This window comes from Calothrix sp. CBUCES-K 9914, from assembly GCF_059640475.1.
Window position 1 is genome coordinate 52,159 of record NZ_JBXXZH010000011.1, and the last position, 19,815, is coordinate 71,973.

The window sequence follows — 19,815 nt, forward strand, 5'->3', positions numbered from 1 at the left end:
TGCCCTTAGTATTGGACATGCAGGATGCCTCTAGTATGGGACGGGCGAGGACGCCTTTAGTTATTCGGACGTGCAAAATGCCCTTAGTATAGGACTTGCAGGATGCCCCTGATGTCGGAACGGGCTTTGCTGCCCATCCCACAAGAAAAAATTTCAGAAAAAATTTTGATTTGGAGTTAACTAAACACTGCCGCCTACAACCGTTGCGCGTAACAAAGGCCAGTTCATGTCCTTGGACGAAATTTCGGTAACTTCCAAAGGCCATTGAATATTAAAAAATGGGTCATTATAACGTAAGCCGCGCTCGTAACCAGGAGTGTAGAACTCACCGACTTGATACACAACTTCTGCATCATCGGTAAGCGCTTGATAACCATGAGCAAACATTTCTGGAATGTAGAGCGCACGTCGATTATTTGCGCTGAGTTCCACTCCGAAATGCTGTAAAAATGTTGGCGACTCCGGACGCATATCGATGATTACATCGTAAATTGAGCCAGATGTACACCGCACTAACTTTGTTTCTTCTGCGGGCGCCACTTGATAGTGCATCCCACGTAACGTTCCTTTTTTATAGTTATAGGACAAGTTACACTGAGCAACAACAGGTTTTAATCCATGCTGCTCAAAATCTTGAGCGCAGAACGTGCGAGCAAAAAAACCACGGTGATCGTGTTTTTCTTCGAGGTCAACTGTGAATGCACCTTGAAGCTCGGTTTCTTTAAAAATCATAAAAAAATACTACCTCAAAACGATATTGTTATTCTGTACAATTACTTAAATATTTGCAAATTGTAAAGAATTAATGTTTCTTTATAATATTGGTGCATACAGTTCGGTTTCTACTAACGAAACTATTTCGTCAAAAAGCTATGCCTTGTTCAATCGGTTTTGGTTTCGCAAAAGTATCATCCCAATATTGTGTACAATCTTGAGGATTTTTTGGCGGATTGGCTGTGTAAACGTAAAACAAGGCCGAACGTTCTTTAGTGCGTAGCGTACCGTGATGGAGAATTGCTTTTGTATCTGCTAGTAAAACTGTACCCGCTTTTCCTGGGCACGATTTCCAAGCTGACCTAGGAATAATAGAATCGAGAGTTTTATCTTCAATACCTAAATAACCTGACCGCCATAATTGATAATAGGTTTGATAGTAATTTAGGTTATATAGTCGAGTATAATTTCTAGGTACATATTCAAATGGTCCGTGTTCTGGCTCTACGTCATTTAAATATACGAAAACTTTAATAATACGACGGTCTTCAGAGTCTTTATGCCATAATAAGGTGCCAAACTGGTCTTCGTTTGGAAAATCCTTACGTAAGTGTACACCCTGAAATGCGACTGGTAAACCAATATAATTTTCTATAATATTAAGCAACCTTTCCTCGTTACCCCAGCGCGAAAATTCAGAAATATCAGTTACTGTATAGATTTGCGGTAATTTTTGACCCTTGCTGCCTAGTTGTGGTGACACCATCTGAGTTAGATATGCGGACGACGCGCGAAGTAGTTCTAGAGATGAACTAAGTCCCAATTCGTCGAGCGAAGTTTGACAAACTCCTTCAGTTAAGAGTACACGTACAATATCAGCATCTTTTTCTTCAAGAGCAGGTAGCTTAGGTGCATGATTTGAAAGTGCCACTCGATAGTCAAGTTCTGATTTTAAGACATTAAATTTTTGTGTAATTGCCTTGAGCATGACATTTTCCAAGTATAGTTTGACAACACATCATCAATGCGCGCGCCTTGAAATTAATTTAATTACTAGCACTTGCATTGATTTGTAATTGATCTGATTCTTTCTTATTTGAAGCTTTATTAAGCTTGATTAACTGTAAAGCGGACAGTGCTACTAAAATCCAAAAAGGAATTACTATCTTGAGCGTATAGAAAGGCCATCGACGAGCGGCGCCTAAAAGTACTTTGAGATTAGCTTCTCTAAGTGACTGCAGTATCATCCGCCGACAAAATTGTTTAGAATATCCAGTTTCCTCTAATTTAATTATTACTTCTGGTGTATGCTTGTACTGCATTAGCAACGCTGATTTTGGATCTTTTTGCCAGTAGCTAACACCAACAACACATTCCATGAAGTTGTCTGTAGTGACAATAATTCTACCTCTTGCTGCACAATATCCAGCTAAGTAAGCTAAAAATATCCAGTTATTTTCAGCATCTGGCCAATAATTGAGCGCTTTTTTGACAAGCTCAGTTTTATAAATTGTTGCAGTTAAGAAAATTACGGCACCGATGCTTTTCTCAAAGCAATGTTCATAAATTGCTTTACTATCACCATTTCCATCATCAGCATTCGCGTCAAACCAGCGATTTCCAATAATGGTAGGTGGATGAATGTCTTCACCAGTAATTTGATTACGCCCAGAGAAATTTAGAAATATTAACGAAATATCTTCTTGTTCTTTGACTCGCTTCAAAACGTAGCTAACAGCGCGAGTTTGAATTGGGTCATCGTCACCAATAGTCCAAACGTATTTCGTTGTCGCAGCTTTCAAGCAATGGCTAACATTTTTTAATACTCCTAAATTTGTATCATTTCTATTATATCTAAAGGTAATATTACTAACTTGACTTTGCCATTTCTTTACAATCTCTGGAGTATTATCTGTTGAGCAGTTATCAGAAACTAATATTTCGCAATCTGTTTCAAAACCTTTAATAGCATCGACGAGCCAAGCTATTTGCCTATCAAGCGATTGGGCACGGTTGTAAGTTGGAATTGCTATTGTCAGTAATTTAGAGTTCATCGGGTTTAGATTATATAATATATAAGGATAAATGTAAGTAGGGCATAGCCCCACCTACTACTGAAAGTAAAATCTCTATGCTGATAACAGCAGTTGACGTGCGTGAGAAGGTATAATTGTTACCTCTGGAATCGGAACAACAAACTTTCCTTCCCATTCACCAATAAATGCCATTTGTTCCATAATTTCTTCCTTAAGATTCCAAGGTAAAATTAGAACGTAATCAGGCTTAGTATGTTGAATTGTGTCAGGATGAAGAATTGGTATATGAGTACCAGGTAAATATAAACCTTGTTTGTGAGGGTTACGGTCTACGGTGTAATCAATAAAATCAGTACCAATACCGCAGTAATTTAATAATGTGTTGCCTTTTGCAGGCGCCCCATATCCTACTATGGTTTTACCTTCAGCTTTCGCTGACAGCATAAAATTTAAAAGTTTTCGCTTGGTCGCTTTAACTTTTTCACCGAAAGTTATATAAGTTTCGATTTTATCGAGTCCAGCAGCAAATTCTTTTTGTTTAAGTTGGTAAACCCGTTCGCTAATAGCAGGAAATACAGCAGTGTCATGCTTTGCGTATATTCGTAGCGAACCGCCATGTGTTGGTAGCTCTTCAACATCGAATAACGTCAAGTTATGTGCGGCAAAAATCTTTTCAACCGTTAAGAAAGAAAAATAAGAGAAATGTTCGTGATATATTGTATCGAACTGATTTTGTTCTATAAGTTGTAGAACGTGGGGAAACTCCATTGTGAGAATACCGCTCTTGTTGAGGATAATTTTCATCCCAGCGATGAAGTCATTTAAGTTAGGTACATGCGCTAAAACGTTGTTTCCTAACAGTAAATCTGCTTGCTTACCTTGTAAAACTAGTTCTTTTGCAGTTTGAACACCAAAGAATTTAACAACGCTAGGAATACCTTTTTCCTGAGCAACTTTTGCAATATTAGCAGCGGGTTCAATACCTAATACAGGAATACCCTTTTCTTGAAAATATTGAAGAAGATAGCCGTCGTTGCTAGCGATTTCGATCACTTGACTGTTGTGGTTGAAACCAAATGTTTCAACCATGAGATTGGTGTAAGATTTGGCATGTTTCAACCAGCTTTCTGAGTATGAAGAAAAGTAAGCATAATCGCTAAAGATATTATCTGGAGTTTCAAATTGTTCAAGTTGAACTAATAATGTGTCTTCAGAAACGTAAGCATGGAGAGGGTAGAACTTCTCAGCTTGGTTAAGTTGGTCTGAATTCAGATAAGAGTTTGCTAAAGGGGACATGCCTAAGTCAACAAATGTGTATTGAAGTGGTTGACCGTTGAATCGACATTGCGCCTTTGCCATAAGTTTGCCCCTTGATAAGTAGATGTGAATTAGATCGTTATTTTAAGCACTTTACTGCTTTCTTTAGACAAGTACTAAAGTGCTTACTGCTGTGCTTATTACAAACTTACAATAAGAAGATTGCACCCGTATTACGAACTTATTGCAAGCTTGTTACGACCTTTAACATTAACTGTTTTTCACCCAAAAGAAATTGTTGTCGATTTGCTGAGTACGAATTAAGTATTCAAGCTGTTTTAATCGAGTAAAACCTCTAGATGTGAAAGTTTCTTCAGTCATATCAATTTGCTTAAACAAATCGTACAACTGCTGGGCGCCACGTTGAGCATTCCAATCGCATTTAAAGCCAGGTAATACCGTGTTGATTTTCTCAAATGATACTCGGTAGCTACGATTATCGGCGCCATTTTCACCAAAGCTTAATTTACAACCTGTAAAAATGTCGGCAATAATTTCGGCAATTTCTTTAACGCGGTAGTTATTTGAAGTGTCACCAACATTAAATATTTGATTATGAACAATGTCGCGCGGTGCTTCTAACGCGCAAACAATTGCCTTACAAATATCCAGAGCATGAACAAGTGGGCGCCAAGGAGTACCGTCACTTGTCATTTTGATCTCTTTTGTTGTCCACGCTAGTCCCGACAAGTTGTTTAACACGATGTCAAACCGCATCCGAGGTGAAGCTCCGAAAGCTGTGGCATTCCGCATAAATGTAGGCGAAAAATCATCCGAAGCAAGTGGCGCCACATCACGCTCTACTAACGTTTTGCACTCAGCATAAGCTGTTTGAGGATTAACCGGAGATTCTTCTGTAACGTCTCCTTCAGTTGCTACACCGTATACGCTACATGAAGACATGTAAACAAAACGGCGAATTCCAACTTCTTTTGCCAATTTGGCAAGACGTACCGAGCCTTTGTGGTTAATATCGTAGGTTATGTGAGGTGCAAGTTGACCTGCGGGATCATTTGAGAGTTCCGCCATGTGAACAACTGCATCAACACCTTGTAAATCTTCAGCACTGATATGGCGAATATCTTTGTTGAGAGTTTTAGCAGTGATTTCTGTACCGTTATATAACCAACCAACTTTGTAGTAGCCAATATCTACACCGATAACTTCATGTCCGCGTTCAAAAAGCAGCGTAGGAAGAAGTGAGCCTAAGTAACCTTCGGTTCCTGTAACAAGTACTTTCATGTTCATTAATTCCTTTGTATTAATTACTTAATGTTTTTGTGTCTTTCTATGCTTTGATTGCTGTGTTTAAATGTGATTGTTCTGGGATTTGAGCAACGATTGCTTTCCCTATTTCGAGTGAAGAGGTTGCAGCTGGAGAAGGAGCATTACATACATTGATACTGTTTTGACCATGAATAATCAAAAAGTCGTCTACCAGTTTGCCATCATCCATTAATGCTTGCGCGCGTACACCCGCGTGAGTCGGAACTACATCTGAAGCCTGAACTTCTGGGATCAATTGTTGTAAGCTTTTTACAAAAGCAGCTTTACTAAAGGAACGAATAATTTCCTTAATACCTTCGTCCGCATGTTTTGCTGCCAGTTTCCAGAATCCTGGGAAAGTCATGACTTCTGCAAAATCCCGTAGATCAAAATCAGTCTTTGTGTAACCTTCACGCTTGAAACTTAGAACAGCATTTGGCCCTGCATGGACGCTGTTATCAATCATACGTGTAAAGTGTACACCCAAAAATGGAAAATCAGGATTTGGGACTGGATAGATTAAAGTTTTAACAAGATATCGCTTTTCTGGAACGAGTTCATAATATTCACCACGGAAAGGTACTATTTTCGCTTTCGGGTCAACATTATTAAGTTTTGCAACGCGATCACTATGTAATCCTGCACAGTTAATTACAAACCGTGTTTCAAAGCTGCCCTTATTAGTTTCGAGTACTTGATTTTTACCACTTGGTGCAATCCGTAATACCTTAGTATTAAGTCGCAGGTCTCCACCTTGGCGTTGAATGATCTCTGCGTACTTTAGGCAAACTTGTTTGTAGTTAACAATACCAGTAGAGTAAACACGAATTCCACCAACGCTTTTGACGTGAGGCTCAATTTCTTTGACTTCTTCGGGTGTGATTCGTTTTACTTTAATACCATTTTCCAAGCCGCGATTGTAGAGATTTTCGAGACGAGGAAGTTCTTGGTCGTTTGTGGCGACAATAACCTTACCGCAAACTTCGTGGTCAATATTATGTTCTTGGCAGAATTGAACCATCGAAGTGGCGCCATCACGACAAAACTTAGCTTTAAAGCTTCCTGGTTTGTAATAAACACCAGAGTGAATAACACCGCTATTATTTCCTGTTTGGTGGAATGCCCAATTATTTTCTTTTTCAAGAACTAAAATCCGAGCATTCGGATAGCGCTTCCCTAGAGTCATTGCGGTAGAAAGACCGACAATACCTCCACCGATAATGGCGAAATCGTACATTGATATAATAACCCTGTAACTGCAAAACAAAAAAATGAAAAATTTCTGAGTTAAAAGTTGAAATTTCCTACCAAGCTTTCCAAGGCGCCTTATTTTTGTTCCATAAGTCTTCGAGGTAGTTTCGATCTCGTAAAGTATCCATTGGTTGCCAAAAACCATGATGCTTGTAGGCAGACAGCTGCTCTTTTTCAGCGAGCTTCTCTAATGGTTCCTGCTCCCAGATAGTAGCGTCATCAGAAATTAAATCAATAACTTCTGGTTCTAATACAAAATATCCACCGTTTATCCAAGCTCCATCACCTTCAGGTTTTTCTCGAAAGCTGGAAATTTTAGTTTGTTCTTGCCCTAGTACTATTGCACCGAAACGACCTGGTGGCTGAACCGCAGTTAATGTAGCTAGTGTTTTTTGCTCTTGATGAAATTTTAATAGCTCTGTAATGTTGACATCGCTGACACCATCACCGTAAGTGAAGCAGAAAGTTTCATTACCTACGTGTTCTTTGACTCGCTTTAACCTTCCACCTGTCATGGTGCTGTCACCTGTATTAACCAAGGTAACGCGCCAAGGTTCTGCATTACCTGCATGTACGTTCATTTGGTTAAAACGCATGTCAAATGTCACATCTGACATGTGTAAAAAGTAGTTAGCAAAGTATTCTTTGATAACATAGCCTTTGTAACCGCAGCAAATTATGAAATCATTAATACCGTGAGCGGAATAGATTTTCATAATGTGCCATAAAACAGGCTTTCCACCGATTTCTACCATTGGCTTTGGTCTAACGCTTGTTTCTTCACTCAAACGTGTTCCTAGTCCCCCAGCCAAAATCACTGCTTTCATGAAATCCCTCTAAAAATTATTAGGTAAATTATTAAATATTTAATTTTGCTTGCACTTTAAAAAGTGCTTACCGAATTAATAACAGTCGTTTATTCGATTTCTAAGTATATAATCTAACCGTATTTCCTACAGTTGTGTGTAAAGCCAAGGTAAATAAACTTGTTTTATCTATGAAAAAACCAAAAAGCTTTTTACTCACTAATATTTGATATTAATGACTTTATAGCTAATCAATAATTCATAGAATTAATACGAATACCGAATCGTGCTACCAATGTTTACACGCGCAATAAGTATAGTTAATTCATCACTATTATCATCAGTAATTATCTGGTGATATCTTTTAGAAATCCTATGTTGTTGATGATTATTTGTTAATTATTAATTCTCATGTTTGTAATATAAGTTACGTACAACTTAAAAGTTTACACTGGTGCCGTTATTTAGTGTATGAAGAGAATGTAAAGACTTTCAATATCCAGATTATATGTATAAAATAAATATAAAGTTTTTGTGGTACAAAATTACCCCCCTAGATTTCCTAATAATAAGGGTGCCAGAGGGGTTTGAGACAAATATCGGCAATTTATCTACTGATTTGTTTTGTTTAAGATATTCGAGTGTTGAAAAAATGCGTCGCACTTATTTTCAATGACCACGCAAATACTGCTCAAAGCTTGCTGATAACTCTCCATATCTTCTTGTTGGAGAGAAATCTTGGCAGCTCGCTGTAAATCATCTACAGCTTGTATGTGGTACTGACCTGACTGCTTACCTCCATATTGCGCGAGTTCATAGCGAACGATACCACGCTTGAGATATACTTTCGCCATTTGTGGGTTAATATTGAGTGCCTCGTCAAAATCACTAATCGCGCGTCGATATTCTTTGTCGAATTCACTGCTATACTGTGCGATTTGATACCGTACTAAACCACGTTGATAGTAAGCTTCAGCACGCTTCGGGTTGAGACTAAGCGCTTGGTTAAAATCTTCGATGGCTTTTTTGTAGTCGTCCTGTGATTCCCCGCTGTACTTTGCAATCTGCGCGCGTACAATTCCGCGTCGAATTAAAGCTTCGATTTCCGACGGGTTGAGACGAATAGCATCGTTAAAATCGGTAATGGCGCCTTTATAGTCTTTATCAGGGTCACTGCTGTATTCAGCAAGGATTAAACGAGTGTTTCCTCGACTAATGTAAGCTTTGGTCTCAGTTGGGTTGATTTTAATTGCTTGATTATAGTCAGCTAAAGCAGCTTCGTACTGTTTGAGGTTAAAGTGAGCATTGCCTCGGTTAACGTAAGCTTTAGCATAAGAAGGTAATTTTTGAATCGCTTTTGTAAATTTACTAATAGCCTCCTCGTAATTTTTTACAGTGTAGAAGGCGTAACCTTGTTTGTAGTAATCACTAAAGCTAAGATTGTCTCGACTACTTTGTTGTGGGGTAACGAGCGTTTGCGTTATAGAGTTCTCGCTCTGAAACGGACGGCTCGTAAATTTGATCATGACATCAAGATACCCCAGCAAACCAAACGCGAGCAAACAAAACACGACTGGATAATATCTCGATTTCTTTGCGGGCTTGTAGTAGGTACTATTATAAGGAGTATTTGTCGGCCGATAGTTAAGGTGGGAGAGGGGAAGATTTGAGATGGGTGCGCGAGGAATAGTGGTAGCGCGCGGTTTTTTACGAGGAATATGATTTTGTAAATGTTCTTTTGCTGCTACTGCTCGCTGTGATGGAAATGGGTCACGACCCCCAAGACGCAACTTGCGCTCGCACCACGGACAACTATGTAGATGATTACTATAACGGTGCTGAGGATTAACCGTACAGGTAATAAGTGATTCTTCAACTTCGGTAAGTGTCAACAGCCAAGTTGCAGCGCTGGGACGAACCAATGGATTATGATGTCCTTCTTCAAAGCAGCGTCTAAATAATTCTTGTAAAGCTGGATGTAACATCTCCCAAGGCGGAGCTACGGGAGTAGGAATATAAGGTACACGAGATATGCGACTATATGTAAAGTGTCCCGCAGCAATTCGAGCTTCGTATGTTGGTGGTTCGCCGATGCCTTGGTAAATACCCGAAAATGGATGTGTACCCTCCATTAAGAGTTGAAAAATCAACACTCCCAACCCGAATAAGTCGTGGGCAACAATGCGGTCGGTAGTCGCGAATGTATGATTTTGTAATTCTGGAGGAGTAAATTCAGGTTTGCCAACCGGACAGCGATAAACTATATTGTTATCGGGGTCACGAACTTGGAACGAGTCTGTGTCAACCAACGTCACTAGTGCTGTATCGCTGACTAAAATATTCGATTCATTGACATCTCCTATACAATAACCCCGTGCGTGTAAAGCTGCGAAAGCTGCGGCTAAATTGCGTGCGGTGCGAACTAGATATTGGTAGCTAAATAATGGACAATGCTGACGACGAGTTCTAGGGTTATAAAAATCTATAATTGGGCGCATTCCTCGAATGCGCGGCATTAAAAATCCGATGATGCTGTTACTACCGTCGTTTGAGTGCAGTAGTTCAGTTGGCCAAGCTATCGAAATATGTCCTAAACAAGCTGTTGGGTTTTCTGGAGGATGAGCAAGCATTACGGAAAGCTTACTGTAGTATTCCTCTTTTGGCTTGTGATAAATCTTAGCTACTAAGTTGGCATCAGTCGGTATCGTATATATACATGCTTCACCGCCACGCCCCAAACTTACGGTGAGGTTGAGAGTAAGATTTTGTTGGTTGGGAAGACAACGTAGTACCTGCATTTCGAGGATTACAATAGGGGAATAATATTAAATAAATCTCATCACATACTCTAGCCACATTCTAAGGGGCGCCATTAACTAGTCTTGCAGTGCTGCTAAAACTAGGGTTAAATCATCGTCAGTACGCTGTGTTATTCGCTCCGAACGCAAAAACTTGACTAACTGCTCTTTTGCTATTGATTTATCATCGATATTCGCGACAAATTCAAATAACGGTAAAAAGAACGGCTTGTGCGGAGCACCTACTGCCATATTAATCGCTAGCATTTGCAATCCGTCTGTTAATACACCAACGTTAACAATTGGCTGGCGCCATAAACGTAGTTGTGCAGTATCGATAGAATCAAAAGAGGTCAAAAAAGTGGTTTCATTAATATACTCACCACTATCAGGCATGGTAAGTGCAAGTAAGTTTCCCTGGTAATCTTTAGCTACGGCAACACCGTCACCGATTTGTGCTACAGCAACACCTTCTGGTGTGGCAACGGTGACTATTAATGTTGACGCTAGGTCTAGAGGTGACGATGAGGAAGCTTCGGCTTCTTCCTCGACTGATTTTTTCGCTGCTACCATCGCACTAGTTAAAAGCGAACGAACGAAATCATCACTAAGTAGCGCACGTCGATTTATCTCCTGCATCGAAATACTTTCAACAGCAGCTTCAGTGGCGACCATAGCCCCTATTTTACCTAATCTGGCGGAGCCGGCGCCATCTGCAACAGCCGCCACTAAAATATTATCAGGCAAAATTTGCCAATGATGTGCATCTTGACACAGCTGCTCATTCTTTACGTGACTGGTGCCACATACAGAAGCGGCAACAACCCGCCAGTGAACCATTTGCTTCAAAGTATTCATATAGTTATTCACGTGCAACAGCTGTGTAAAGTATTTAACCACTAATACGGTTAAACAGAACCCCAGCCAATAGGAGGTAGTGCTACCTGTTCATCTACTTTGGAGTGTGATACGGCTGACATGCTTGCTGAAAGCCATACAAACATTTCCACAAAATTTAAGCCGTGGAGTTTTAAAGGGCTTCTGACGCCTATTTGACCCAACCGCATCATATTAGCATTTTCCACGCCGACGGTAAAAAATGCAACACGCTTATTGGTTTCATCCGTTTGTAAACGTAAGGCGGCTTGTTCCATAACGTCTTCAAATTCTCCCTGCGGCTCACCATCGGTAATCATGAATACCCAAGGTCGGTAGTACGCAACTCCATTTGTACGGTACTGATTTTTGCGCTCCGTAATCAAATCCAAAGCTTTATGAATTCCGGCGCCCATAGTAGTAAGACCCTGTGCCGATAAAGTTGGTGGATTAAACAAATCAGCCGTGACAAAATCCTGTACGATATTGACGTTGCTATCAAATGTTACAATGGCGACCTCAACTCTTCTGGCTGCTAAACTATTCTTTACTAACTCTTCTTTAAACGTTTGTAATCCTTGATTCAAAGCACTGATTGCCGTACCTTGCATCGAGCCAGAAGTATCGAGTAACAGTACACACGGGCACCTCGGTTCTGGATTTTCAGCGAACTCTACAACTTCATCAAGTCTTAATGTATCAGACATAACTGTTTGTGCTATACTAGTATCCAATGCGTTGTTTTGACTCAAATTAAAAACTTATGTAACAAGAGCGAATGCTAAGTGTGGAAGTACCGTTGGCTTCAGCGCTGGTAGTCGATAGCTTATAAAAAATAATTAAATATACAATAATTAAATATACAGCTCCCGCAAGAACACCAACAATAACGGTTTTTGATTTAGCATAAATAACTTGAGTAAAAAAAATTTAGCTTTTGTAAGGATTGCTTGTTGTAATCAACTTTGCAATTCTGCCCGAATAAACATATAGAATACAATAATTTTTTCATTCCCTGCCCTGAATTTCTTAAATTTTTCATATAGAAGACTTGTACATTTGATGAAATAGTGATGCAAACCAACTGGCCTACCAACATTATATCTATGGTTTGACTTATGAAATTGCAATTATACGAACTGCTAAAAAAAAGGTAGTTATGTAAAATGTAACAAAACAATAGTCATTGTCTTTTTTATTGCTTGTACCATATATGCATATCAGTCTCTAGAATTTCGCTATAGAAAGATATAAAAATTACAATAACTGTATCGAGCAACATATCAATATTGCCGATATTATAGCTAATCTACTGGAAAAACTCCAAGCAGATGAACATTATAGGCACATTCACTAAATTACGGTCTCTAAGTTTATTACGTCACTTATCCAACTGTCATGACAGTACTTGCTTATATGTATTAAGTAACTCTGTCACTTGGCTAATATACTTAGAACACGGAAAAATTATTTATGCTACTCACTCGGTAGAACCCTTCGACCGTTTGGAAAGGCATTTGCGCCGTCTAGACCAGCAGTTAAGCGCTTTAAGCAGCGAAATTCGGGTTCAAGTGCGTTTGATGTTTGAAACCGATACACAATTTTCCAACGGTGAAAATAATTTAGACAAGTTGCCCGAACAGCCACCTGAATACCAAGCTATTTGCTGGTTAGTCAGCCAACGCCATATCAATCCGACTCAAGCAGCTATTTTGATTCAAGAAATGGTCAAAGAAGTTCTTGAATCTTTTTCATTACTTAATACAGGAAATTACAAATTAATAAGTCTTGTAAATAAATTACCAGTTATTTGTAGAATTGATACAGAAAAAATACTTGGGATGTGCGATCAACTTCTTGCTGGTTGGAAATCGTTAGCTCCGCAAGTTTCATCGCCTTATCAGCGTCCCTACTTACGAGTACCAACAGAGACATTAAAACAAAAGCTTTCAGTAATACATCAGAATTTAGCAACTTGGATGAAGGGGTTTAGCCTACGGCATTTAGCTGTTATCGTTAACCAAGATGAAGTTGAAATGGTGCGGCAGCTTTACCCGTATATTAATAGTGGAGAAATTGTTCTTCATGAACCAGACCCTCCCTTCGACAAGTTACCTCAGATTTATCAGGGGTCGAAACAGGTTGCCAATTATATTACCGATACTACCGAGTTAGTTGGGAATCATTTGGTTACTGAGCTACCAGCAAACGTGACTACCAACTTGACTGGCAACTTGACGCTCACTCAACGTATTGAAACTAATGGCGCCACCATTTCAGAAAAACCCCTATCTTATCAAGAGCAAGAAGCAGTTCATTCACCGCGTCAACAGCGACAGTCTGTCAATCCTCCTAGGGATACGGCACCAACTAGCGAGCGCAAGGTGTATAAAATTGTTTCCGTTGATGATAGTCCTACTGTGCTTAGAGAAATTAGTCGTTTTTTAGAGCATGAAAATTTCTCAGTCGTGACAATCAATGACCCAGTGAAGGCAGTAATGTCGATTATTCGTAACAAACCTGACTTGATTTTGCTCGACCTAAACATGGATGGTATAGACGGATATGAACTGTGCAAAATTATCCGTAATAACTCGATGTTCAAGAAAACGCCAATCGTTATGGTGACAGGTAATAAGGGACTTGTAGATAAAGTAAAAGCGCGGTTAGTTGGTGCATCTGGGTATTTAACCAAACCTTTTACCCAAGCTGACTTACTCAAAATGGTATTTATGCACTTAACTTAATTATTTCGTTCATCAAAGGAATAAGTAAACATGACAACGCTTCTAGTTGTTGACGATACGCCTTCTCAGCTAGAGTTAATCAACTGCTATTTGGAAGATGGTGGTTACTCAGTTATCAAAGCTTACGATGCTAAAGACGGTTTTAAAAAAGCTCTCAACAATTTACCCGATATTGTCATCACTGACATTGTGATGCCAGGGATGAGTGGTTTTGAGCTATGTCGTCAATTAAAACGAAACGTAGCTACTCAAAATATCCGAATCATTATTTGTAGCTCTAAAGATGGTGAAATTGATAAAATCTGGGGTATGCGTCAAGGCGCCGACTTTTATTTGACCAAGCCTTTTGGCAAACAGGAATTGTTGCGTGCCATCCAATCTTTAGTTTAATTGAGAAACCGGGTCAAGTCCCGGTTTTTGATTTAAGTTACAGGGCGCTCACCATCTATATTAAAAGAGCCTTTTACTTCTATATTGCTAGGTTCAACAGGGCGCTGACCATCAATATCAATCGTTTCATTATAAACAAGGTTGCTCGACACAATGGGACGCTGACCATCCACATCTATTGTATCCACCACCTCAGAATCAGTTGAGCCAATCGGGCGTTCCCCGTCTAGATTATAAGTTTCTACCATCTCGAAAGAACTGGGGTCAACAGGGCGCCGACCATCTATATCTATAGTGCTGTTATATTCTAAGTCGCTCTTGACAATAGGACGCTCACCGTCTAAATCTATAGTTTTGTGAGTTTTGTTCTCTTTGGGTTTTTTCGTTTTATTATTCTTAGTTTTATTTTTAGTTTTCGTTTCTTTCACAGCTAACGACGAAGTACTAGCTCCGGAACGTCTACCTTCGACGTTATAAGTACCTACGACCTGGAAAGTGCTAGCAGCAACAGGACGCTTACCATCGATATCGAGTGTTCTCTTAATTTCTAATTCCGAAGGGTCGATAGGGCGATGACCATCTACATCAAGTGTCTTGTAACCCATTTTGCTATCAGAAACATCCAACGAAGAACTAGGTTCGGAACGCTCACCTTCGACATTATAAGTACCTACGACCTCGAAAGTATCAGCGGCAACAGGACGCTTACCATCAATATCAAGTCTCCTCTTAATTTCTAAGTCTGAAGCATCAACGGGACGTTGACCATCTGCGTCAAGTGTTTTTTCCGCTTGGGCTTTTGGAGTCTTCTTGCTTACACTTTTGGCACTGGAACCAGCTTTAGAGGCAGTTTTAGAGGTATTAGACTTAGTAACTGGTTTACTTTTTTTTCTATCGGTCATTTTCTTCTCCTAAAAAAAACTTTTTATAAATTGATAAAACTTCCTAATTTCAACACTTACAATGGTTTCACAAGGCGCCTACCTACTTATACGTGTAGTTGATACATATATAATTTTGTGACAATTAACACTATTGTGAAATACGTCTATTGAAGTAAATCGGAATTAGAATTTATAACGTGCCAAAAATCCTAATATATGAGCTAGTTTGCTCCAAGCGTTTTAAAATAGACTGTGCCTCACTATAAAAGCTGCCCCAATCGCACAATCAAAATCAAATGCGTATTTCGTTGAACTGGCTACGGGAATTAGTAGAGATAAAGCAAACTCCTGAAGAATTAGCTCAAACCCTAACTATGGCTGGGTTTGAAGTTGAAGATATTGAAGACCGCCGCACGTGGGCATCGGGGGTTGTAGTCGGACGTGTTAAAGCGCGCGAACAGCACCCTAATGCCGATAAATTAAGTGTTTGTCAAGTTGATATCGGTACGGGTGAAACTTTAAATATTGTTTGCGGCGCCTCGAACGTGCGTGCGGACATATTAGTACCAGTAGCAGTTATTGGTACATACTTACCTAATATAGATTTAAAGATTAAGCCTGCAAAATTGCGGGGAGTACCTTCTAACGGGATGATTTGTTCGTTAAAGGAACTGGGACTACCGACTGAAGTTGATGGAATCCATATTTTTACTGGAGATTTACAATTAGGTAGCGACGTGCGTCCTTTATTGGGACTTGACGATGTGGTACTGGATGTGACGGCAACAGCTAACCGCGCGGATGCATTGAGTATGGTTGGCATTGCGCGCGAAGTTGCCGCACTTACAAATGCGAAGCTATCGATACCCGAACCACCATTCGTTACAACTTCAGCATCACAAGCTTTGAATTTAAAAATAGAAGAATCCAAAGCTTGTCCTACTTACATTGGTACGGTAATAGAAAACGTTAAAATTGCACCGTCACCTGATTGGTTACAGCAAAAGTTACGTGCTGTCGGTACACGCCCAATTAATAATGTCGTAGATATCACTAACTATGTGTTGTTAGAATGGGGACAACCACTACACGCATTTGACCGCGAACGTTTAAAAAATATCGTTCCTGGTAACGATGATATAACTATTGGGGTTAGATTTGCTTCGGCAGGCGAAACTTTAAAGACCCTTGACGGACAAACTCGTACTCTCAATACGCAAAATTTATTAATTACTGCTGGTAATAAACCTGTTGCCCTTGCTGGTGTCATGGGTGGTGAGGAAAGCGAAGTTTACGAAGGCACGCAAAATATAGTTTTAGAAGCAGCGCTGTTTGATAACGTTGCAATTCGCCGTTCGTCACGAAGTGTAGGATTAAGAAGCGAAGCATCATCACGTTACGAGCGTGGTATAAATTTTGCGGGGATAGAAATAGCTTGTCGTCGTGCTTTGACGATGATTAAAGAACTATGTGGTGGTATAATTGTTGCTCAAGAAATCGCTGACACTCGTCCTGACCGTTCAACATGGAGCCGTACACTTAGTTTACGTTTAGACCGTGTAAATGAGTTGCTTGGCCCTATAAGTGTGGGTGATGATAATACAGGTGAACTGCAAGCAAGTGATGTAGAAAGGATTCTCACCGCGTTAGGGTGTCAGTTAAACGTTTCAGGGGATAAAACTTGGAATGTAGTTGTTCCACCATATCGTTACCGTGACTTAGAACGGGAAGTCGATTTGATTGAGGAAGTAGCCCGTCTTTACGGTTACGATAATTTCTGCGACACTTTGCCAGAAACTGCGGAAGGTGGTTATTTATCGTTTGAGCAGGAAATGGTACGCAAGTTACGTTATGCAATGCGTGGTGCCGGTTTAACTGAGTTAATTCATTATTCCTTAGTAAAACCAGGGGAAGAACGTCAAATTGTATTGAGCAACCCCTTACTTACAGAGTACTCAGCACTGCGAACCGATTTAATAAATGGTTTGGTTAATGCTTTCCAATTTAACCTCGAACAAGGTAACGGCGCCCTCAACGGATTTGAAATTGGGCAAATTTTCTGGCTTGAAGAAAACGGGTTGCAGGAAACTGAAGCAATTGGTGGTATTATTGGCGGCGATAACAGCGTTGGTAAATGGTCGCGCGGTGGAAAAGATGCTCCTATAACTTGGTATGAAGCCAAAGGTGTGTTAGATAATATTTTCCACCAAATGAGTTTACACGTGGAATACCAACCCGACCACCGCGACCCACGTTTGCATCCCGGACGAACAGCTTCATTATGGATTGGTAGCAATCGACTTGGTACATTTGGACAACTGCATCCTCAATTACGTAAAGAAAAGGATTTGCCAGATGCTGTTTACGTGTTTCAACTAGATTTAAATGTTTTGCTTGATGCTATAGATAGCGAAGAGACATTAATTCCCACCTTTAAACCATATTCAACTTACCCAGCATCCGACCGTGATATTGCCTTCTTCGCTCCTATAGAACTTACTGTTGCAAAAATAGAGCGTGCAATTCGAGCATCGGGCAAAGATTTATTAGACTCGGTGGAATTATTCGACGAATATCGAGGAGAAAACGTCCCTGCTGGACAACGTAGTTTAGCGTTTCGTCTTGTATATCGGTCTTTGGAGCGAACCCTCACCGATAAAGATATCGAACCTGTACACCAAAAAGTCCGTGATACGCTAGTTGAAAAATTCGGGGTAAATTTAAGAAGTTAGGTAGGGTGCGTGACGCCATAAAAATTATGAAATAAAACGAATAATCTAGTAGCGTCACGCACCTTACAAATTTAGGAGTTAGGAATTATGACTAAATATATAATGTGGGGAAGCTACTGCGAAGACGTTTTAGAAAAGCGGGCGCCTTATCGTCAAGCACATCTTGATGGACTCGCACAACAAAAAGAATCAGGCGTACTAATTACAATTGGACCAACCAAAGATGTCACAAAAGTTTTTGGTATTTATGAAGCTGAAAACGAAGACGTTGTACGCCAGTTAGTCGAAAATGACCCTTATTGGAAAAGTGGCGTTTGGACTGAGTACACTATTAGAGAATGGATTCAAGCTTTTTAATTATCAACAAGATTCCCGACAACGCAGTAAAGCGTGTCGGGAATTTTTGTAGTATTTAAATAAACTCAGTTTCTAAACAATGACCTCAAAAACACAAAAGTTTATCAAGAAGCACTGAAAGAAGGAGAAGATATAGGCGAACAGCGAGGCGAGCAGCGAGGCGAGCAGCGAGGCGAACAGAAGACTAAACTGGCGATGGCAGCTAAGTTGCTTAATCGTGGTATGACTTTTGAGGCGGTTGCTGAAATCACTGAGTTAGAAATTGAGCAAGTCCGTCAAATCGCTAACCAGAATTAATAATTGTAGATTCTACATCTTGTGGGGTGCGCTTAAGATTGTCCGCCCAAAATCTTTAGTCTAGAACGGGCAAGGATGCCCATTCCACAAGAGATAGTGCATTCCACAAGACATAATGCGTGTATTTGAAAGTCTCTAACCAGCAGTAGTTGTTATAAATTTCAAGTTGAATAGGCGCCAATTAGAAACATAACTTAACCCCGTGCGCGAAAATAAGTGAGTTATAAGCACCAATCAAACTTAATATTGTCTTAACGAATACTGTTTCTTGTTTGGGTTATGGGTTATTATATTGCTCCTAGGTTTCTTGACAAACTTGCCGTTCACATTACTAAAAATTTCTTAGATTTACCTGGTCTGCGGGTTCCCTTAATTTTGGGTGTTCACGGACGTAAAGGCGAAGGAAAAACATTCCAATGTGAGCTAGTTTTTGAGAGAATGGGTATTGAATTCACCTTAATTTCTGGGGGTGAATTGGAAAGTCCTGATGCTGGCGACCCAGCACGGTTGATTCGATTACGTTATCGTGAAACTGCTGAGTTAACTAAAGTACGCGGTAAGATGTGCGTACTAATGATTAATGATTTGGATGCAGGCGCCGGACGTTTTGATGAAGGAACGCAGTACACTGTCAATACGCAGTTGGTCAACGCGACGTTAATGAATATTGCCGATAATCCAACAGATGTACAGCTTCCAGGTAGTTATGATGCTACACCGTTACCCAGAATACCAATTATTGTAACGGGTAATGATTTTTCAACACTATATGCGCCATTGATACGCGATGGACGTATGGAGAAATTCTACTGGGAACCTGACCGTGATGATAAGGTTGGAATTGTCGGGGGTATTTTTGAGCCAGATGGACTGTCACGTCGCGACATTGAACAGCTTGTTGATACGTTCATTAATCAGTCTGTAGACTTTTATAGTGCGCTACGTTCTCGCATTTACGACGAACAAATTCGCCACTTCATTCATGATGTCGGTTTTGAAAGGGTATCGCAACGGGTAGTTAATAGCGTTGAAGGACCACCAAAATTCAAAAAACCAAACTTTCAGTTACCCTACCTGATTGAAATGGGTAATTTGATTGTAAGAGAACAACAGCGCGTACAAAATTCTCAATTAGTGGAAGAATATAATCGTGGACTGTTTACACGTAAAGTTGTGACTAGGACTGAAGCAGTACCAACACGTATTAACAATAATGTTCCTGGTGCAGAAGTTGTAACAACAATTACTACACAAGAAAGGTCGGCGCCGATTGCAGCACCAATTGTAGCAGGTGTTGGAACACTAGCTAAGTCGGCGCCCAAATTGCCAGTTGGAACTCCATTT

15 protein-coding genes and 1 pseudogene are annotated in these 19,815 nt (G+C 40.0%); 5 read left to right on the top strand and 11 right to left on the bottom strand.

Annotated features, from left to right (window positions below):
* Positions 1–180 precede the first annotated feature (180 nt).
* From rfbC to AC2JBO_RS04220, 10 genes are all read right to left on the bottom strand, one after another.
* Complete coding sequence (rfbC, locus tag AC2JBO_RS04175; RefSeq protein ID WP_496952366.1) at positions 181–732, bottom strand: dTDP-4-dehydrorhamnose 3,5-epimerase; 552 nt, start codon at positions 730–732, stop codon at positions 181–183.
* A 130-nt stretch (positions 733–862) separates the two neighbouring features.
* Entirely contained in the window at positions 863–1,702 is an 840-nt protein-coding gene (locus AC2JBO_RS04180) for a phytanoyl-CoA dioxygenase family protein (protein ID WP_496952367.1), read from the bottom strand.
* 58 nt (positions 1,703–1,760) lie between these two features.
* Positions 1,761–2,768, bottom strand: a complete 1,008-nt coding sequence (locus AC2JBO_RS04185) for a glycosyltransferase family 2 protein (RefSeq protein ID WP_496952368.1) — start codon at positions 2,766–2,768, stop codon at positions 1,761–1,763.
* A gap of 75 nt (positions 2,769–2,843) precedes the next feature.
* Complete coding sequence (locus AC2JBO_RS04190; RefSeq protein WP_496952369.1) at positions 2,844–4,109, bottom strand: methyltransferase domain-containing protein; 1,266 nt, start codon at positions 4,107–4,109, stop codon at positions 2,844–2,846.
* A 168-nt stretch (positions 4,110–4,277) separates the two neighbouring features.
* Entirely contained in the window at positions 4,278–5,309 is a 1,032-nt protein-coding gene (locus tag AC2JBO_RS04195) for an NAD-dependent epimerase/dehydratase family protein (protein WP_496952370.1), read from the bottom strand.
* 46 nt (positions 5,310–5,355) lie between these two features.
* Positions 5,356–6,570, bottom strand: a complete 1,215-nt coding sequence (gene lhgO / locus AC2JBO_RS04200) for an L-2-hydroxyglutarate oxidase (protein WP_496952371.1) — start codon at positions 6,568–6,570, stop codon at positions 5,356–5,358.
* A gap of 67 nt (positions 6,571–6,637) precedes the next feature.
* Positions 6,638–7,411, bottom strand: a complete 774-nt coding sequence (gene rfbF, locus AC2JBO_RS04205; RefSeq protein ID WP_496952372.1) for a glucose-1-phosphate cytidylyltransferase — start codon at positions 7,409–7,411, stop codon at positions 6,638–6,640.
* Positions 7,412–8,001: 590 nt separating this feature from the next.
* On the bottom strand, positions 8,002–10,188 hold the full coding sequence (locus AC2JBO_RS04210; RefSeq protein WP_496952373.1) for a tetratricopeptide repeat protein: 2,187 nt from the start codon (positions 10,186–10,188) through the stop codon (positions 8,002–8,004).
* A 78-nt stretch (positions 10,189–10,266) separates the two neighbouring features.
* Positions 10,267–11,046, bottom strand: a complete 780-nt coding sequence (locus AC2JBO_RS04215; RefSeq protein WP_496952374.1) for a PP2C family serine/threonine-protein phosphatase — start codon at positions 11,044–11,046, stop codon at positions 10,267–10,269.
* A 50-nt stretch (positions 11,047–11,096) separates the two neighbouring features.
* On the bottom strand, positions 11,097–11,771 hold the full coding sequence (locus AC2JBO_RS04220; RefSeq protein WP_496952375.1) for a vWA domain-containing protein: 675 nt from the start codon (positions 11,769–11,771) through the stop codon (positions 11,097–11,099).
* 624 nt (positions 11,772–12,395) lie between these two features.
* Here AC2JBO_RS04220 and AC2JBO_RS04225 point away from each other — a divergent pair.
* Both AC2JBO_RS04225 and AC2JBO_RS04230 read left to right on the top strand, forming a co-directional pair.
* Entirely contained in the window at positions 12,396–13,811 is a 1,416-nt protein-coding gene (locus tag AC2JBO_RS04225) for a response regulator (protein ID WP_496952376.1), read from the top strand.
* A gap of 30 nt (positions 13,812–13,841) precedes the next feature.
* On the top strand, positions 13,842–14,201 hold the full coding sequence (locus AC2JBO_RS04230) for a response regulator transcription factor (RefSeq protein WP_496952377.1): 360 nt from the start codon (positions 13,842–13,844) through the stop codon (positions 14,199–14,201).
* 32 nt (positions 14,202–14,233) lie between these two features.
* On the opposite strand, the gene AC2JBO_RS04235 is transcribed toward AC2JBO_RS04230, so the two are convergent.
* Entirely contained in the window at positions 14,234–15,103 is an 870-nt protein-coding gene (locus tag AC2JBO_RS04235) for a hypothetical protein (RefSeq protein WP_496952378.1), read from the bottom strand.
* Positions 15,104–15,381: 278 nt separating this feature from the next.
* Here AC2JBO_RS04235 and pheT point away from each other — a divergent pair, with 278 nt between their 5' ends.
* The 3 genes and pseudogenes from pheT to AC2JBO_RS04250 all read left to right on the top strand — a co-directional run.
* On the top strand, positions 15,382–17,817 hold the full coding sequence (gene pheT, locus AC2JBO_RS04240; RefSeq protein WP_496952379.1) for a phenylalanine--tRNA ligase subunit beta: 2,436 nt from the start codon (positions 15,382–15,384) through the stop codon (positions 17,815–17,817).
* Between the two features lie 87 nt (positions 17,818–17,904).
* Complete coding sequence (locus AC2JBO_RS04245) at positions 17,905–18,174, top strand: YciI family protein (protein WP_496952380.1); 270 nt, start codon at positions 17,905–17,907, stop codon at positions 18,172–18,174.
* A 576-nt stretch (positions 18,175–18,750) separates the two neighbouring features.
* Positions 18,751–19,623 (top strand): annotated as a pseudogene (locus AC2JBO_RS04250) (AAA family ATPase); the annotation flags it as partial.
* Positions 19,624–19,815: the final 192 nt, after the last annotated feature.